The organism is Methylomonas sp. HW2-6, assembly GCF_052474525.1.
In genome coordinates, this window is record NZ_CP184124.1 from 3,138,232 (window position 1) to 3,152,722 (window position 14,491).

The window sequence follows — 14,491 nt, forward strand, 5'->3', positions numbered from 1 at the left end:
CAACTATTTGGCTTGCAACGCCTCGCCGTCGAATGCGATGCCAGCCCAGCCGTCGCGCATGAAATTTCGGATATTTTGGTGATCGCTGCCGTCCGGATTGCCCAGCACGTCTTTCCGGTAATAGTCCCCAAATAAGGCTAAAGTGTGTTGTTCGGACAGGCCATGTATCCTGGCAAACGCGAAAATTCGGCATGACCCCTCGTTCTGCCCAGCCTCGTTTATCAGGCAAGGCTCGAAACCGTTACTGAATCGGGTTGGCCTGTATTCGTAATGGTCGGCAATTACGGCCATCGTTTCTTTAAAATCAATAGCTTGGTTATTTTTTAACTTTTCGAGAAAATCGCTCACCGATATTGGACTATTCATAAAATTCCCATATTATTCGCTCTGTTACAGCCAAAACCGCACAAAACGACTCAATTAAAGGTTATAATTCAAATCGAGGCCTTGTTGCTCGGCACCGCCACTAGCAACAGTCAGGATTGTCTTATTATTGTTATATTCCGTACTTACCATCTGGGCAGCCTGCACAACCGATCGGTTCTTACGGATTTCAACCTCAATAACATCATAAAGGGATACATTTTGAAACAGATAATTACACTTTTATCTTTCTGCCTGTTTTTCCCGGTCGCTACGCTAGCCGAGCCCGATCCAATATCCCAGTCCCCGCAAGCGGAACCCAGCCAATTAACCCCGGCCGCTACGCAATCGCCGAGCCCGAGCGTCATCATCGAACAAACCAACTTCGCCTCATATCAGCTTTCGCCCGGCGATGCTTTGGAAATCACGGTTTGGAAGGAAGAAGGCCTACAACAGTTGCAAATTTTGATCTCCCCGGACGGTACGATCATTTTTCCGCTGATCGGCACGGTCGGCGCGGCCGGCAAAACCATTACCGAGCTGAAAGATAATCTCACCACCCGGCTGTCAGATTACATCGCCGATCCGTCGGTCAGCGTTAAGTTGCTAAACAACCAAGGCAACTCCGTGTTCGTGATCGGCAAGGTCAACAAACCCGGCCAGGTATTTTCCGGCCGCCGCCTCGATGTGTTGCAAGCGCTAAGCTTGGCCGGCGGTTTAACGGTATTTGCCAAGGAAGGGTCAATCAGCATCATCCGCCGCACCGGCGACCAGGTTAAAGTCTTTCCGTTCGATTACGACGACGTAATTAGCGGAGAAGATTTGGAGCAGAATATTCTTCTGGAACCAGGGGATACGGTAACCGTACCCTAATTGGAACTAGATAGGCATTACTATCTATGAAGATTAAAACGGATTTTTTGTTACCGGCGTTGGTTTTATGTTCTGGTAATGGTTACGCGCTGGATTTCTTGTTTGAGCCCGATTTTAGCTTTAAAGAACGCTACGACGATAACTTGCGTTTACAACTCAACCCGAAGCGCACTAATTTCATCAGTACTTTTTCCCCTGGTTTTATGGCCGGTTATTTAGCTAATAACAACGAATTCAAGGCTAATTTTAAGTGGAATGAGTTAATTTACCATGGTGAGTCTGCATTAGACTTTTCTGAGAAAATTGGCAGTATTAGCCATCAATATCGAAGCGAATTGTTTAAAACTGATTTGGCAGCTAGCTATTCAGAGCAAGCATCTTTAACGACTCAGTTAGACGAAACGGGCTCTGGAGACCTTCAAACCCAAGTTGCACGAACATCAAAATCAATTTCTCCAAACTTAACTTACTTCCTGAGTGAAAAAAACTCTTTATTGTTTGGACTTAATTACACAGATGTGGCTTTTGACAGACCGGCAAACTTAACTACACCACTTGGCTTTTCGGATTATACAAACCAACAGTTTAGCGCAACAGCAATTCACACTTATTCAGAACAACTTTCTTTTAATATTTCTGGCAGTTACTCAGAATTCGAATCAGCAAGCAACGGCCCCGGTTTATTTTTCGGACTACCTGTCGATACGGCTTTCTCTCAAAAGTCAACCACACTTAACTATCAGGCCGGACTGCAATACGCTTTTAGCGAACAAACCCGATTTTCGTTATCAGCCGGGATGCGTGACACCGATACTGATAGCACCCAGACCACAAAGCTATTCGGGACTCAAACAATAATTAACAATTTTTCAAGGTCGAGTAAATCCACTGGTCACGTGTTTTCGGCAAACTTAAGCCGAAGTGCGGAGTGGGGAAGTTTAAATTTTAACGCTGGACAACAGTTAAATCCTGCAAGCTCTGGAACCCAACAAACGTCCACTTCGTTCTCTGCAGGGGCCAACTATAACTTTAGCGAACGCTGGACAGCTGGTGTTAATGCAACTTATCTTTCTGTAGACTCAGTTTCTACCTTTCGTGACACTAATACGAGTAATAATAGAAGTGTACTCAGCTTTTCCCCCAATATCAAATGGCATTGGACCGAAGAAGTCAGTTTGGATTTTTCATACTCTTATCGACAACAACAATTTGAATCCAACAGCCAAACCGCCATCGGCAATAGCGTGCAATTTCAGTTCTCATACCAACCTCAAATCAATCGTCAGGTGAAATAGCGTGGAAAATCAAACCCTCGACATCAAGGATTATCTGAAGATCATTAAACGGCGCAGAAAATTTTTATATATCCCTTTTTTGCTGATAGCTATTGTCAGTCTTTTATTGGCTGTCTTATTGCCGTCAATTTTTCGCTCCACCGCCACCATTTTGATTGAAGCCCAGGAAATTCCATCGGAATTGGTTCGTTCCACGGTCACGACATTCGCCGACCAAAGAATTCAGGTCATCAGCCAGAGAATCATGACGCGACCAAATTTGAGTGAAATCATCAAAAAATACGACCTCTACACCGACGATCGCAAGAAGAAAACTGAGGAGGTTATTCTGGAAAAAATGCGTAAAAGCATTAAGGTCGAAACCATTAGCGCTGATGTCGCAGATCATCGTAGCGGCGCAGCTGCGCAAGCCACGATTGCGTTTACGTTAACATTCGACGACAAGTCACCGGCTTTGGCGCAGAAGGTAGCCAACGAATTAACCTCATTATTTTTGAAAGAAAACATCAAATCCAGAACCGAATCAGCGGAAAATGCGGCACTATTTTTAAGTGAAGAATCCAAGCGCCTTAAAGCCAAAACCCAGGAAATTCAAAACAGTCTCGCTACTTTCAAGGAACGTAACCTAAATCAATTACCGCAAATCAGCGCACTGAACCAACAGGAATTGACCTCACTTAGCAACCAGCTTTTGTCGCTAGACAGCCAAGAGCGCTCTTTAAATGATCGGCGATTTTATCTGGAAGGCGAATTGGCGCAGATCGACCCTAACGCGATGGCAAGCAATGCCGCAGGCAATCGGGTTTTCGACATGAAAGACCGACTCAAAGAATTGCAATCACAGTATCCATCGATACTATCCAGCCATTCACCGAACCATCCCGACGTAATAAAAATAAAACGCGAGATCGAGTCTTTACAAAAAGAAATTGGCTCAAATTCGGATATTAATGCCTTGAATGCAGAATTGACTGACAAAAAAGCCGAATTGACTTTACTTTTAAAACAATATTCGGATAAGCATCCCGACGTGCAAAAATTGCAAAAACAGATTTCCGCTCTACAACAGAGCTTAGTCGATGCAAAACAGAGTGAATATACCAATACAACCTTCCAACCTGACAATCCTGCCTATATTACATTAAAATCCCAACTCGATTCAGTTAAAACCGAGATCGATTCACTGAATTACACCCGCGGTCAAATTAAGGCAAAAATGGAAGATTTACGCAACAGCTTGCGCCAAGCTCCATTGGTTGAAAAGGAATACACAGACTTGTTGCAGGAATTGGACAACACTAATATACGATATCGCGAAGTAAGTGCGCGGGAAATGGAGGCACAAATTTCGCAACAATTAGAAATGGAAAGAAAGGGCGAGCGCTTTACGTTGATCGATCCGCCGCAAGAGCCGTTGGAACCGGTTAGTCCGAACCGAATTGCGATACTTATTCTCGGTTTGTTAGTAGCGATCTGCTCTGGCTTCGGTGCGGTAGCGCTAGCCGAAATATTCGACCCAACCGTAAACGGACCCAAAGCGGTTACGGCTATCTTGGGAATGGAACCACTAGCAGCGATCCCTTATTTGGAAAGCGAGACAGAAAATAGATCGCAAAGCACCAGGCGAAAATTGGTGCTAGTAGGCTGTGTCGCAAGTGGCTTGTTAGCTGCCATTATTTTCCATTTCATGATCATGCCGCTCGACGTATTCTGGTACAAACTGTTGCGTGTAATTGGCAATTAACAGGCCAAGGAAATTAGGAATGAACTCAATCCAAAATACTGTAGAAGCTAGTAGTGGTAACGTCCGCTTCGACGACAAAGTCAACATCGCCTATACCCAAACCCGGATCCATAAACCCGACCAGAGCCTGCTCAAGCAAAATCGGGTTCTTTGTGCCGATTCGCCAAGTAAGTGGCTTGAATCTTATCGGATGTTGCGGACCCGTTGCCTGCAGCAAATGGATGCGATGGAATGGAAAACGGTTGCCATCACCAGCACCAGCGGCGGCTCCGGCAACAGCTTAACCGCAGTCAATCTGGCGATCAGCGTAGCGATGGAGTTGGATAGGACCGCGTTATTAGTCGACGCCAATCTGCGTAATCCGAGCATAGACCGTTTATTCGGCATCAAAGCCGATTCCGGTCTCAGCGACTATTTGTTGAACGATAAGGAAATCAGCTCGATGCTGGTCAATCCCGGTGTGGAGCGGTTGGTGGTACTTCCCGCCGGCAAGCCGCTGTTCAATGCCACCGAGATGTTGCGCTCGCCGAAGATGGTCCGACTAGTCAACGAATTGAAAAGCCGTTATCCGTCGCGGATTATCATTTTCGATATGCCGCCGATCCTGTCGCATGACGATACGTTGGGATTCTCGCCATACGTGGACAGCGTACTGTTGGTTGTGGAAGAAGGTCACACCAAAACCGACGAACTGAAAAACGCTGCATCTTTACTAAAAGACGCTAACGTTTTGGGTGCAGTGTTTAACAAGGCTACCGACAACAAAATCGGCTTCAACGAGGCGGCGTAACAGCCGTATTACCCCGCCGCAAAGCAGCAAATCGACCAACAGCTGAACAGCCGGACCTACCTGAGACTCAGGTAAGCCGGTTGTTTAGCTAGTCTATCAAGCAACTTGCTTGGCTTTATCCTGGTAACTGTCGATCTGATCGAAATTCAGGTAGCGGTAGGTATCGGCACTGGATTTTTCGATTGTCGCCGCATACTGCATATACTCTGCCGCGCTCGGAATTTTTCCCAGCAACGAACAGACCGCCGCCAGTTCCGCCGAGGACAAAAACACGTTGGTATTGTTGCCCAGACGGTTGGGGAAGTTTCGCGTCGAGGTAGACACCACGGTCGCCCCGTCCGCCACCCGCGCCTGGTTACCCATGCACAGCGAGCAGCCGGGCATTTCAGTACGGGCACCCACCTTACCAAACGTGCCGTAATAGCCCTCTTCCACCAATTGGTTTTGATCCATTTTGGTTGGCGGCGCCACCCATAACCGGGTCGGCAGCGCGGCGGCTTTTTCCAATAACTTGCCGGCGGCGCGGAAATGGCCGATGTTGGTCATGCAGGAACCGATAAACACCTCGTCGATTTTGGTGCCGGCCACTGCCGACAACGGCTTGATGTCGTCCGGATCGTTCGGGCAAGCCAATAAGGGCTCGGTGATTTGGTCCAAATCGATTTCAATAATTTCGGCGTATTCGGCGTCTTTATCCGCTTCCATCAGTACCGGGTTGGCCAGCCAATCCTGCATGGCTTTGATCCGGCGTTGGATGGTCCGGGCGTCACCGTAACCTTCGGCGATCATCCATTTCAACAAGGTGATGTTGGAGTTCAGATACTCGCGAATCGGCGCTTCGTTGAGCTTGATGGTGCAACCGCCAGCCGAACGTTCCGCCGAGGCGTCGGAAATTTCGAATGCTTGCTCGACTTTCAAATCCGGCAAACCTTCGATTTCCAGAATCCGCCCGGAAAACACGTTCTTTTTGCCTTGTTTGGCGACGGTCAGCAAGCCGCGTTGGATCGCCGCATAAGGAATGGCATTGACCAAGTCGCGCAAGGTAATGCCGGGTTGCATTTGGCCTTTGAAACGAACCAGCACCGATTCCGGCATGTCCAGCGGCATGACGCCGGTCGCGGCGGCAAACGCCACCAGACCAGAGCCGGCCGGGAAGGAAATACCAATCGGAAAGCGAGTATGCGAGTCGCCGCCGGTACCGACGGTATCGGGCAACAGCATCCGGTTAAGCCATGAATGAATCACGCCGTCGCCGGGGCGCAACGACACGCCGCCACGGGTCATGATGAAATCCGGCAAGGTGTGCTGCATTTGCACGTCGACAGGTTTGGGATAAGCGGCGGTGTGGCAGAACGACTGCATCACTAAATCGGCCGAGAAGCCCAGGCAAGCCAGGTCTTTCAATTCGTCGCGGGTCATCGGACCGGTGGTGTCTTGCGAGCCGACCGTGGTCATCTTCGGTTCGCAGTAGCTGCCCGGCCGCACACCGGCCACGCCGCACGCCTTGCCGACAATTTTTTGCGCCAGCGTATAGCCTTTGCCGGTATCGGCCGCGGCGCCCAAGCGGCGGAATACCGCTGAAGCCGGCAAGCCCAAAGCCTGTCTGGCTTTATCGGTCAAACCGCGGCCGATAATCAACGGAATCCGGCCGCCGGCGCGGACTTCGTCGAGAATCACGTCGGTTTTGAGTTTAAATTCGCACACCACGTCATCGGTACCGTGGCGTTTGACGACGCCCTGATAGGGATAAATATCGATCACGTCGCCCATCGCCATGCCGGTCACATCGCATTCGATCGGCAACGCGCCGGAATCTTCCATGGTATTGAAGAAAATCGGCGCAATCTTGCCGCCGATGCAGACGCCGCCGGCGCGTTTATTGGGAATGTAGGGAATATCGTCGCCCATGAACCACAACACCGAGTTGGTGGCCGATTTGCGCGAAGAGCCGGTACCGACCACGTCGCCGACATAAGCCACCGGAAAACCCTTGGCTTTCAGTTCGGTAATTTGCTGCTCGGCATTGGTGATGCCATCGCGCGGCATTTTCAGCATCGCTTTGGCGTGCAACGGGATATCCGGCCGCGACCAGGCGTCCGGCGCCGGAGATAGATCGTCGGTGTTGGTTTCGCCGGTGACTTTGAACACAGTGACAGTCAATTTCTGCGGAACTTCCGGCCGGCTGGTAAACCATTCGGCGTCGGCCCAAGATTGCAGCACCTGTTTGGCGTAGACATTGCCGGCTGCCGCTTTTTCCTGGACATCGTGGAAGGCGTCGAAGATCAGCAAAATCTGCGACAATGCCTTAGCGGCTATCGGCGCCAAGGTGGCATGATCCAGCAGCTCGATCAGCGGAGCGACGTTGTATCCGCCCAGCATCGTGCCCAGCAACTCGGTGGCTTTTTCCGGCGTGATCAGTGGGGACGACGCCTCGCCTTTGGCGATCGCAGTCAGAAAGCCGGCCTTGACATAAGCCGCTTCATCGACGCCGGCCGGAATTCGGTTTTCCAGCAAATCGACCAAAAAGGCTTCTTCCCCGGCAGGCGGATTTTTCAAAAGTTCGACCAGCGCCGCGACTTGCTCGGCGTCCAGCGGTTTCGGAACGATGCCCTCGGCGGCGCGTTCGGCGACGTGTTTTCGGTATTGTTCTAGCATGATGATTTCCGGTAAAAAATTAGGCTTGGGATGCGTTGGCTTCGGCATTAGCTTGAGCCAGCGCTTGCTCGGCGATGAAGGTCCGCATGTCTTCGTTGTCGACGCGGGCATAAATGTCGGCGACGCCGAGAATCAATCCGACTGATTCGAAAGGCACGTCGTCGCCGAGAAAATAGTGATTGGAAACCCAACCCTCACTACGGCGACAGACTTCGACATCGACGATGTCCTGTTCGATCAGCACGTATTCCTGCAAGCTGGGAATACTTTGGTAGACACGGCGTTTGACGGTTTCGTCGAGGCGGCGGGTGGATTTAGAAAGGACCTCGACGACCAGTACCGGGGCTTCGGTATAGTACTCGCTGGTATAATTTTGATCGCATACCACCATCGCGTCCGGATAAAACACGTGTCTATCGGTTTTAATCTTGACGTTGGAGCCAAAGGCTTCGCACGGTTTGTCCCGCAAGTAATTTCGCAATTCGGCAAACACATTACCGGCAATTCGCTCGTGGTTTAAGCTAGCTCCGGACATCGCATAGACCTGACCATCCAAATACTGGTGCTTGGTATCGCTTGCCAGCTCACCCGCCAAGTAATCTTCGATCGAAATCCAGGCTTGCTCGAATCTTGGTTGCGCACTCATAACCGCCTCCGCCTCAGATTAATCACTCCATCGCATCGACAATGGCCTGCCCCATTTCCTTGGTGCCGTATTGGCTGGCCGGATTCAAATCCGGCGTCACATAAACGCCGTCGTTGACGACTTTTTCAATGGCATTTTGCATCCGCACTGCCGCCTCGTGTTCGCCGAGATGGTTCAGCATCATCACGCCGGCCATCATCACCGCAGTCGGGTTGGCGATGTTTTTACCGGAGATGTCCGGTGCGCTGCCGTGCACCGCTTCGAACAAGGCCGCGTCCTCACCGATGTTGGCGCCGGGAATCAGCCCCAAGCCACCCACCAAACCGGCGGTCAAATCGGACAGGATGTCACCGAACATATTGGTGGTCACCACCACGTCGAATTGCTCCGGCTTCATAACCATGTGCATACAGGCGGCATCGACGATTTTCTCGTCAAATTCGATATCCGGATATTTGGCGGCGACTTCGCGAGCGGTTTTCAGGAACAGGCCCTGAGTGTATTTCAGGATATTGGCCTTATGGCAAACCGTGACTTTTTTACGGCCGTTGTCGATCGCGTATTTGAAGGCGTAATCGACGATGCGCTCGGAACCGGCCTTGGTCACAACCGCCAAGCTTTCGGCAATATCCTTGGCCGGGGTTAAATAGTGTTCCAGACCGACGTACAAACCTTCGGTGTTTTCGCGGACGATGACGATGTCGACATCGTCGTAACGGGTTTTCACGCCGTTCCAGCTTTTGGCCGGACGCACGTTGGCGTAAAGGTCGTATTGCTTGCGCAGTTCCACGTTGATACTTCTGAAGCCCTCGCCGACCATCGTGGTCAACGGACCCTTGAACGCCACTCGGGTCTGGGCGATCGATTCCATCGTCGCATCGGGCAATGGCGTACCGGTCCGCTCATAAGCCGACATGCCGGCGTCGGCTTCGTGCCAGTGGATTTTCGCACCGGAGGCGTTAATCACCGCGACTGCGGCTTCCATAATCGAAGGACCGATACCATCACCTTTGATCAACGTGACGTTGTGCATTCATATCTCCTGCTTTTGTTTAAAAATGGTGCTCATGATACACCGTTTCGGTGCGCCGGCCCATGTGGGCGGCGCGCCGGTCAGGGGCCGGCTGCCCTGGGTTGCCGATGGAAACCGAGTACTTAGCCGTCCTCAATATCTTCTCTAAGCAAATCTTGTACCGACAATCATTTTGGCCTGTAGACTGTTGCGGCCAAACTTTTCGCCGAAATTACCGGTATTATCCGGTTTAAATCCACGCAAGGTCTTGCCGATGATTACAGTCGATAATCTGATTTTCGAATATCCCGGCGTACGCGCATTAGACCGGGCGAGTTTTAGCGTCCCGCAAGGCCGCATCACAGCTCTGGTCGGCCCGAACGGCGCCGGCAAGACCACCTTACTGCGCTGCATGGCGGCGTTGGAGCAACCCGTCAGCGGCAGCATTGAAATCGGCGGGATCGACGTACTGGAACAACCGCGCGCTTGCCACCGCATCATCGGCTACTTGTCCGACTTTTTCGGGCTTTACCAACGCCTGACTGTGCGCCAATGTCTGCACTACGTGGCCCGCGCCCAGGGCATCGCCGCAGCCGATTGCGTTGCAGCAATCGCCGACGTGGCGAAGGGCCTGCAAATCGAAGAACGGCTAGACCAGTACCCCGGCGCATTGTCGCGCGGTCTGCGGCAGCGGGTGGCCATCGCCCAGGCCATCATCCACAAACCCGCCGTGGTACTGTTGGATGAACCGGCCTCCGGCTTGGACCCGGAAGCCCGCCATCAACTGGCCGAGCTGTTTCTACAGTTGCAGCGTCAAGGGATGACCTTGATGGTGTCGTCGCATATCCTGGCCGAACTCGAGGCGTACAGCACCGACATGTTGGTGCTACGCCAGGGCCGCATCGTCGAGCATGCTGTGATCAACGCGCCGACGCTACGCACACCGTTCCGCCTGGTATTAGCTGGCGCATACCCGCAATTGGCCGAGACCTTGCAAAAACTGCAGGAAGTGGAGCTGGTACGCACTGATCAGGACCGCATGGCGATCGTCAATCTGGAAAACGACGGCGACCGCCAACATCAGGTGCTGAAAGCATTGCTCGATACCGGCATGCCGGTGTGCGAATTCGGCCCTGCGACGGTCAATCTGCAAGACGCCTATCTGCAAACCCTGCATAAACAGCCATGACCACCAATCCCGAATTCGAACGCCAATTGCTGCTGGAATGCCCGCCGGCCCGCCTCAGCTCGGCTACTGCGGTGCTCGGCACCGTTTTCGCGTTCTGCTATTTTCTGGACGACTACCGCTTCGGCTCGATCAGCAGCGCCGCCGCGCTGGGCCTGTTCTGGCTGATTACGCTGCTGTGGGGCGCCCGCCAAAGCCTGGACAGCATCGTCGACGAATACCGCGACCGCACTTGGGACACGCAACGCTTATCGGCGTTGGGACCGTGGCAAATGGCCTGGGGCAAATTGCTGGGCAGCACCAGCATGGTCTGGTACTGCGCCGGTTTTTGCCTGTTGGTGTATACCTTGTCGGCCGGCCAGAGCACCGACCTGCCCCGCTTTTACTTTTATGCCATCGTCGGCGGCTTGTTGGTGCAAAGTGCCGCGTTGTTATTGGGGCTATTAGCGGTTGGGCGCGGCCAAACCAAAACCGGCTCGATTCTGCTGCCGGCACTGATCGGTTTTGCCGTGGTCGCACCGCAACTCGGCGACTTATCGGAAATCGCCGGTCTGGGTTCCGCCGGATTTCGCTGGCAACCGTGGTACGGCTGGCAATTTGCCCAACAGGATTTCCACCAATTCAGCCTGTTCTGCGCCGTGTTCTGGTGCATGGTCGCCAATTACCGGCTGCTGGCGCAAGCCCTAGGACTACGCAAGCCGCCAACGGCCTGGCTCGGCTTCATCGTATTTTTGGTGGTTTATCTGGGCGGACTGATACCGTCCGGCAATTTTGGCTTGGCGCTGGCCGGATTCGGCGTTTGCGGCGGCTTGACTTACCTAAGTGTCGTCGCCGAACCCCAGCAACCGATGCAGATCAAGCGCTTGCTGGAGTATTACCGGCAACGCAACTGGCGCCGGGTAATCGAAGAGTTCCCGCTAAGCTGGCTGAGCTTCGCGCTGGCCGTGCCGTTTGCGCTATACCTCAGTGCCAGTCGAGCCCATATCGCCTGGTTCGAGTTGTCCTTGCACAGCTACCCGTTGGCAGCACTACTGCTGATCTTGCGCGACTGCGCGATTTACGTGTACTTCTGCTACGGCAAAAACCCGCAACGGGCATTTAATTTAAGCTTGCTGGCAGCGGTGTTGCTATACGGCGTGCTACCCGGCCTGTTCGGCGCCCTAGGCATGCCCACCCTATCGGCGTTATTTTTTCCGCTCTGGGCCGATTCCGCGTTGGCTGCCCTGCTCTACGCCGCTATGCAATGCGCCGTTGTCTTGCGTTTGGCTTACCAGCGTTGGCGACAAACCGTCTAATAAAAAGAACCGTTTCGACCGTTAGAAATTACCTTGCCTAATTCTGGATTAGCCGGGAGAATGCCGACCAAGCCATAACAACAATGCCACGCCGCCAGCACTCGCGCGACTCCGCCATCCGCAGTTGCCGGCACCGCACAAGGAATCGGTAACATGCTCAGTTCCAGGCCGTTCATCGCACATTTTTCGGTAAAATCCTTTCTCCGACCGCCGGCCGCACCGGCTTCTATTGCCGTTAATCTCAACGAATTGTGCGCCGCGCTTACACCCCGCCGGCTATTCGCCATTCCGCAATTCGATGCCGACACCGAACAGGAGTTTTGGCGGGAACGTTACCGGGTACTGCTGTCCCCGCTGAAATGGGCGCTGGCCCTGGGCGCCTGCGCTTTTCTAGCCTATATCCTGCTCGATCTGCACACTGGAACCGCATCGACAGCCAACGCCTGTATGCGCCTGCCGATCGTGCTGCTGCTATTCGGCCTGTTCCACTATTTGCAACACTGTCCAAACGCGGCGGACAAAATCAACGGCGTCGCCAAACTGAGCGCCGGTTTGTCTGCAATCCAGCTGATCGCCGTGCTGTTGATCGAGGACAACCCGCGCTACTACCAGGAAACCTGGCCGGCGCTGCTGCCGATGTATTTTTTCAGTTACGGCCAGATGTTCATGTCGTTGCGGGCGACGATAGGTTTTGGCTGGAGCACGACGTTGGCGATGCCGCTGGCCGGCTACTGGCTGGGTTTGAGCATCGTCGACTTGATTCCGTCGATATTAAACCTGTTTATCGTCAACCTGTTCGGCGTCTGCACCCGCTGCCAACTGGAAGCTTACGCCCGCAATTCGTTTCGGGAAAAACGCAAAGTCGAAATCATCGCCGAACGCAAAAGCTGCTTCCTGCGCCAGCTCAGCCACAACCTGCGGCAACCGTTGCAGGCCTTGAACTGTTACGCATCGGTCCTGGAAACGGCCTGCGCCGAACCGGCCGGCCAGCATTTGCAAGCAATCGCCGGTCGCATGGGCTTTGCCATCGACGAACTCAGCCGGGCCATCAACCACATCCTGGACATCGGCAACCTGGAAAACGGCACTCAGCGGCCATTGTTGACTCACGTCGACATCAACCTGCTGCTGGCCGGGCTGGAAAACCAATTCGCCCCGCAAGCCGCCAAGCGCGATCTGAAATTGATCGTGCATCTGCGGCAAAGCCCGCCGTTCAATGTCTACAGCGATCCCAGCATTTTGAGCCAAATCATCGGCAACCTGCTGGATAACGCCATCAAATACACCCAAAGCGGCTGGATCGTCGTGTCAGCGGTCAAAATCGGCCCGGACCGGTTGAAGCTGCACGTTCGCGACAGCGGGCCCGGCATCGCCGCTGAGGTGCAAGGCGAGATTTTCAAGGAATTCGTCCGTGGCCAGCGCCGCACATCAGACCAGACGGTTCCCGGTTTAGGCATCGGCCTGGCCTATGTCGCCACCGCCATTCAACATCTACCCGAACATCGGCTGGAATTGTGTTCCCGCCCCCAACACGGTAGCGACTTTCGTATCGACCTACCAATCTCCCACTCGGCTGAAGCCTCAGGCAATTCGCCGACGCAAACCGGGGACTTGGCCGGCCGTTATATTTTAGCGGTGGACGACGACGCCGAAATGCTGGCAGCGCTGAGCTGCCAACTCCGGGCTTGGGGCTGCGATGTACAAACCGCCACGTCGCTGGCCGAAACCCGGCTGGCATTGGCGGATAATCTGCTGGTTCCGGATCTATTGATTACCGATTTTTACCTGAACCACAACGAAACCGCCCACGACATCGTCGCCGCCGTCCACGCCGACTGCGGCCCACTACCGATTCTGGTGCTATCCGCGGCCGGCATCAGCGACCAGGACAAAGCCAAATGGCCTGCCAACACCTGTCTGCTACGCAAACCGGCAAGGTCGGACGTGTTGATGGGGATGATGGTTAAGGCGCTGGAGCGAGAAAAAAAAAATTCGCCAACTACAGTAACGAGATATTAATCCGGTTTAATCGGGTTGGTAATGATCAAGCATCAGACCGTTGATCTGGGAAAAGTGTTTGACGTTGCTGGTGCATAACAGCTCCTTGCGCGCCATAGCGGTAGCAGCAATCAAGGCGTCGCCCATTTCCATACTGTGACTCAGCGCAAATTGGCGAACCAGTTGTCTGGCGTGATACGAAATCCCATGATCGACTTCATGAATGTTGAATTGTAGGGCTTGCAGCATATTTTCGAAGATCGCCAATTCCTTTTTGTTCCGACAAAACGGCACATACTCCATGTAGGTGACTGCGGAAATGGAACGTTGCTGAGTATCAAGAATCAACTGTTTGGCTGAGACGACGCCACGGTCGGCATAGATCAAAATATTGGTATCAAAGATCACTCAGCCGACTCCGGCGACCTCTACGGATATTACGCAATTCATCTTCCACGGTCACAATACTGGCATCACGATGCATGCCAAAAAACTCATTCATTGCCGCTTCTTGCTCCTCCGAGTTAACAGTGGGCACGGCAGGATGAACGACGCCAACTACTTGGCCATGATACGTAATCTCGACACACTCCCCGCGTTTAAGGGCATCGATCAGAGCTTTGTGTTTCGATTG

General features: G+C 52.9%; 12 protein-coding genes. 7 read left to right on the top strand and 5 right to left on the bottom strand.

Annotated elements, in window-relative coordinates:
* Nucleotides 1-3: 3 nt before the first annotated feature.
* Entirely contained in the window at nucleotides 4-366 is a 363-nt protein-coding gene (locus tag ACH518_RS15285) for a HopJ type III effector protein (RefSeq protein ID WP_445370708.1), read from the bottom strand.
* A gap of 219 nt (nucleotides 367-585) precedes the next feature.
* Here ACH518_RS15285 and ACH518_RS15290 point away from each other — a divergent pair, with 219 nt between their 5' ends.
* From ACH518_RS15290 to ACH518_RS15305, 4 genes are read left to right on the top strand one after another with little or no spacing between them, the layout of a single operon-like run.
* Nucleotides 586-1,236 carry a polysaccharide biosynthesis/export family protein gene (locus tag ACH518_RS15290; RefSeq protein WP_445370709.1) on the top strand — a complete coding sequence of 217 codons (651 nt, stop codon included), beginning with the start codon at nucleotides 586-588 and terminating at the stop codon, nucleotides 1,234-1,236.
* Between the two features lie 26 nt (nucleotides 1,237-1,262).
* The gene (locus ACH518_RS15295; RefSeq protein ID WP_445370710.1) at nucleotides 1,263-2,531 is read left to right on the top strand and encodes a hypothetical protein; all 1,269 of its coding nucleotides are present in this window, start codon (nucleotides 1,263-1,265) and stop codon (nucleotides 2,529-2,531) included.
* 1 nt (nucleotide 2,532) lies between these two features.
* On the top strand, nucleotides 2,533-4,275 hold the full coding sequence (locus tag ACH518_RS15300; RefSeq protein WP_445370711.1) for a lipopolysaccharide biosynthesis protein: 1,743 nt from the start codon (nucleotides 2,533-2,535) through the stop codon (nucleotides 4,273-4,275).
* A gap of 19 nt (nucleotides 4,276-4,294) precedes the next feature.
* The gene (locus ACH518_RS15305; protein ID WP_445370712.1) at nucleotides 4,295-5,065 is read left to right on the top strand and encodes a CpsD/CapB family tyrosine-protein kinase; all 771 of its coding nucleotides are present in this window, start codon (nucleotides 4,295-4,297) and stop codon (nucleotides 5,063-5,065) included.
* 96 nt (nucleotides 5,066-5,161) lie between these two features.
* On the opposite strand, the gene acnB is transcribed toward ACH518_RS15305, so the two are convergent.
* The 3 genes from acnB to ACH518_RS15320 are packed head-to-tail and all read right to left on the bottom strand — an operon-like array spanning nucleotide 5,162 to nucleotide 9,399.
* A complete protein-coding gene (gene acnB, locus ACH518_RS15310; protein ID WP_445370713.1) occupies nucleotides 5,162-7,720 on the bottom strand; it encodes a bifunctional aconitate hydratase 2/2-methylisocitrate dehydratase in 2,559 nt (852 codons plus the stop codon).
* A gap of 19 nt (nucleotides 7,721-7,739) precedes the next feature.
* Nucleotides 7,740-8,366 (bottom strand): Uma2 family endonuclease, encoded by a 627-nt coding sequence (locus ACH518_RS15315; protein WP_445370714.1) that lies wholly within the window; start codon nucleotides 8,364-8,366, stop codon nucleotides 7,740-7,742.
* A gap of 22 nt (nucleotides 8,367-8,388) precedes the next feature.
* Nucleotides 8,389-9,399: an isocitrate/isopropylmalate dehydrogenase family protein gene (locus ACH518_RS15320; RefSeq protein ID WP_445370715.1), complete on the bottom strand. Its 1,011-nt coding sequence runs from the start codon at nucleotides 9,397-9,399 to the stop codon at nucleotides 8,389-8,391.
* A gap of 253 nt (nucleotides 9,400-9,652) precedes the next feature.
* Between ACH518_RS15320 and ACH518_RS15325 the strand changes: the two genes are divergently transcribed.
* The 3 genes from ACH518_RS15325 (at nucleotide 9,653) to ACH518_RS15335 (ending at nucleotide 13,878) form a co-directional block, all read left to right on the top strand.
* Nucleotides 9,653-10,567, top strand: coding sequence for an ABC transporter ATP-binding protein (locus ACH518_RS15325; protein WP_445370716.1), 915 nt, complete (start codon nucleotides 9,653-9,655; stop codon nucleotides 10,565-10,567).
* Entirely contained in the window at nucleotides 10,564-11,859 is a 1,296-nt protein-coding gene (locus tag ACH518_RS15330) for a hypothetical protein (RefSeq protein ID WP_445370717.1), read from the top strand. Before ACH518_RS15325 ends, ACH518_RS15330 begins: the two co-directional genes overlap by 4 nt.
* Nucleotides 11,860-12,012: 153 nt before the next feature.
* Nucleotides 12,013-13,878 carry an ATP-binding response regulator gene (locus ACH518_RS15335; RefSeq protein ID WP_445370718.1) on the top strand — a complete coding sequence of 622 codons (1,866 nt, stop codon included), beginning with the start codon at nucleotides 12,013-12,015 and terminating at the stop codon, nucleotides 13,876-13,878.
* Between the two features lie 6 nt (nucleotides 13,879-13,884).
* Here the strand turns inward: ACH518_RS15335 and ACH518_RS15340 are convergent, their stop codons facing one another.
* On the bottom strand, nucleotides 13,885-14,265 hold the full coding sequence (locus tag ACH518_RS15340; RefSeq protein ID WP_445370719.1) for a type II toxin-antitoxin system VapC family toxin: 381 nt from the start codon (nucleotides 14,263-14,265) through the stop codon (nucleotides 13,885-13,887).
* Nucleotides 14,266-14,491: the final 226 nt, after the last annotated feature.

What these genes read in the sequence shown, in the direction of transcription:
- ACH518_RS15285 (WP_445370708.1), bottom strand. Translation starts at nt 366, where the DNA reads ATGAATAGTCCAATATCGGTGAGCGATTTTCTCGAAAAGTTAAAAAAT.
- ACH518_RS15295 (WP_445370710.1), top strand. Translation starts at nt 1,263, where the DNA reads ATGAAGATTAAAACGGATTTTTTGTTACCGGCGTTGGTTTTATGTTCT.
- ACH518_RS15305 (WP_445370712.1), top strand. Translation starts at nt 4,295, where the DNA reads ATGAACTCAATCCAAAATACTGTAGAAGCTAGTAGTGGTAACGTCCGC.
- acnB (WP_445370713.1), bottom strand. Translation starts at nt 7,720, where the DNA reads ATGCTAGAACAATACCGAAAACACGTCGCCGAACGCGCCGCCGAGGGC.
- ACH518_RS15315 (WP_445370714.1), bottom strand. Translation starts at nt 8,366, where the DNA reads ATGAGTGCGCAACCAAGATTCGAGCAAGCCTGGATTTCGATCGAAGAT.
- ACH518_RS15320 (WP_445370715.1), bottom strand. Translation starts at nt 9,399, where the DNA reads ATGCACAACGTCACGTTGATCAAAGGTGATGGTATCGGTCCTTCGATT.
- ACH518_RS15325 (WP_445370716.1), top strand. Translation starts at nt 9,653, where the DNA reads ATGATTACAGTCGATAATCTGATTTTCGAATATCCCGGCGTACGCGCA.
- ACH518_RS15330 (WP_445370717.1), top strand. Translation starts at nt 10,564, where the DNA reads ATGACCACCAATCCCGAATTCGAACGCCAATTGCTGCTGGAATGCCCG.
- ACH518_RS15335 (WP_445370718.1), top strand. Translation starts at nt 12,013, where the DNA reads ATGCTCAGTTCCAGGCCGTTCATCGCACATTTTTCGGTAAAATCCTTT.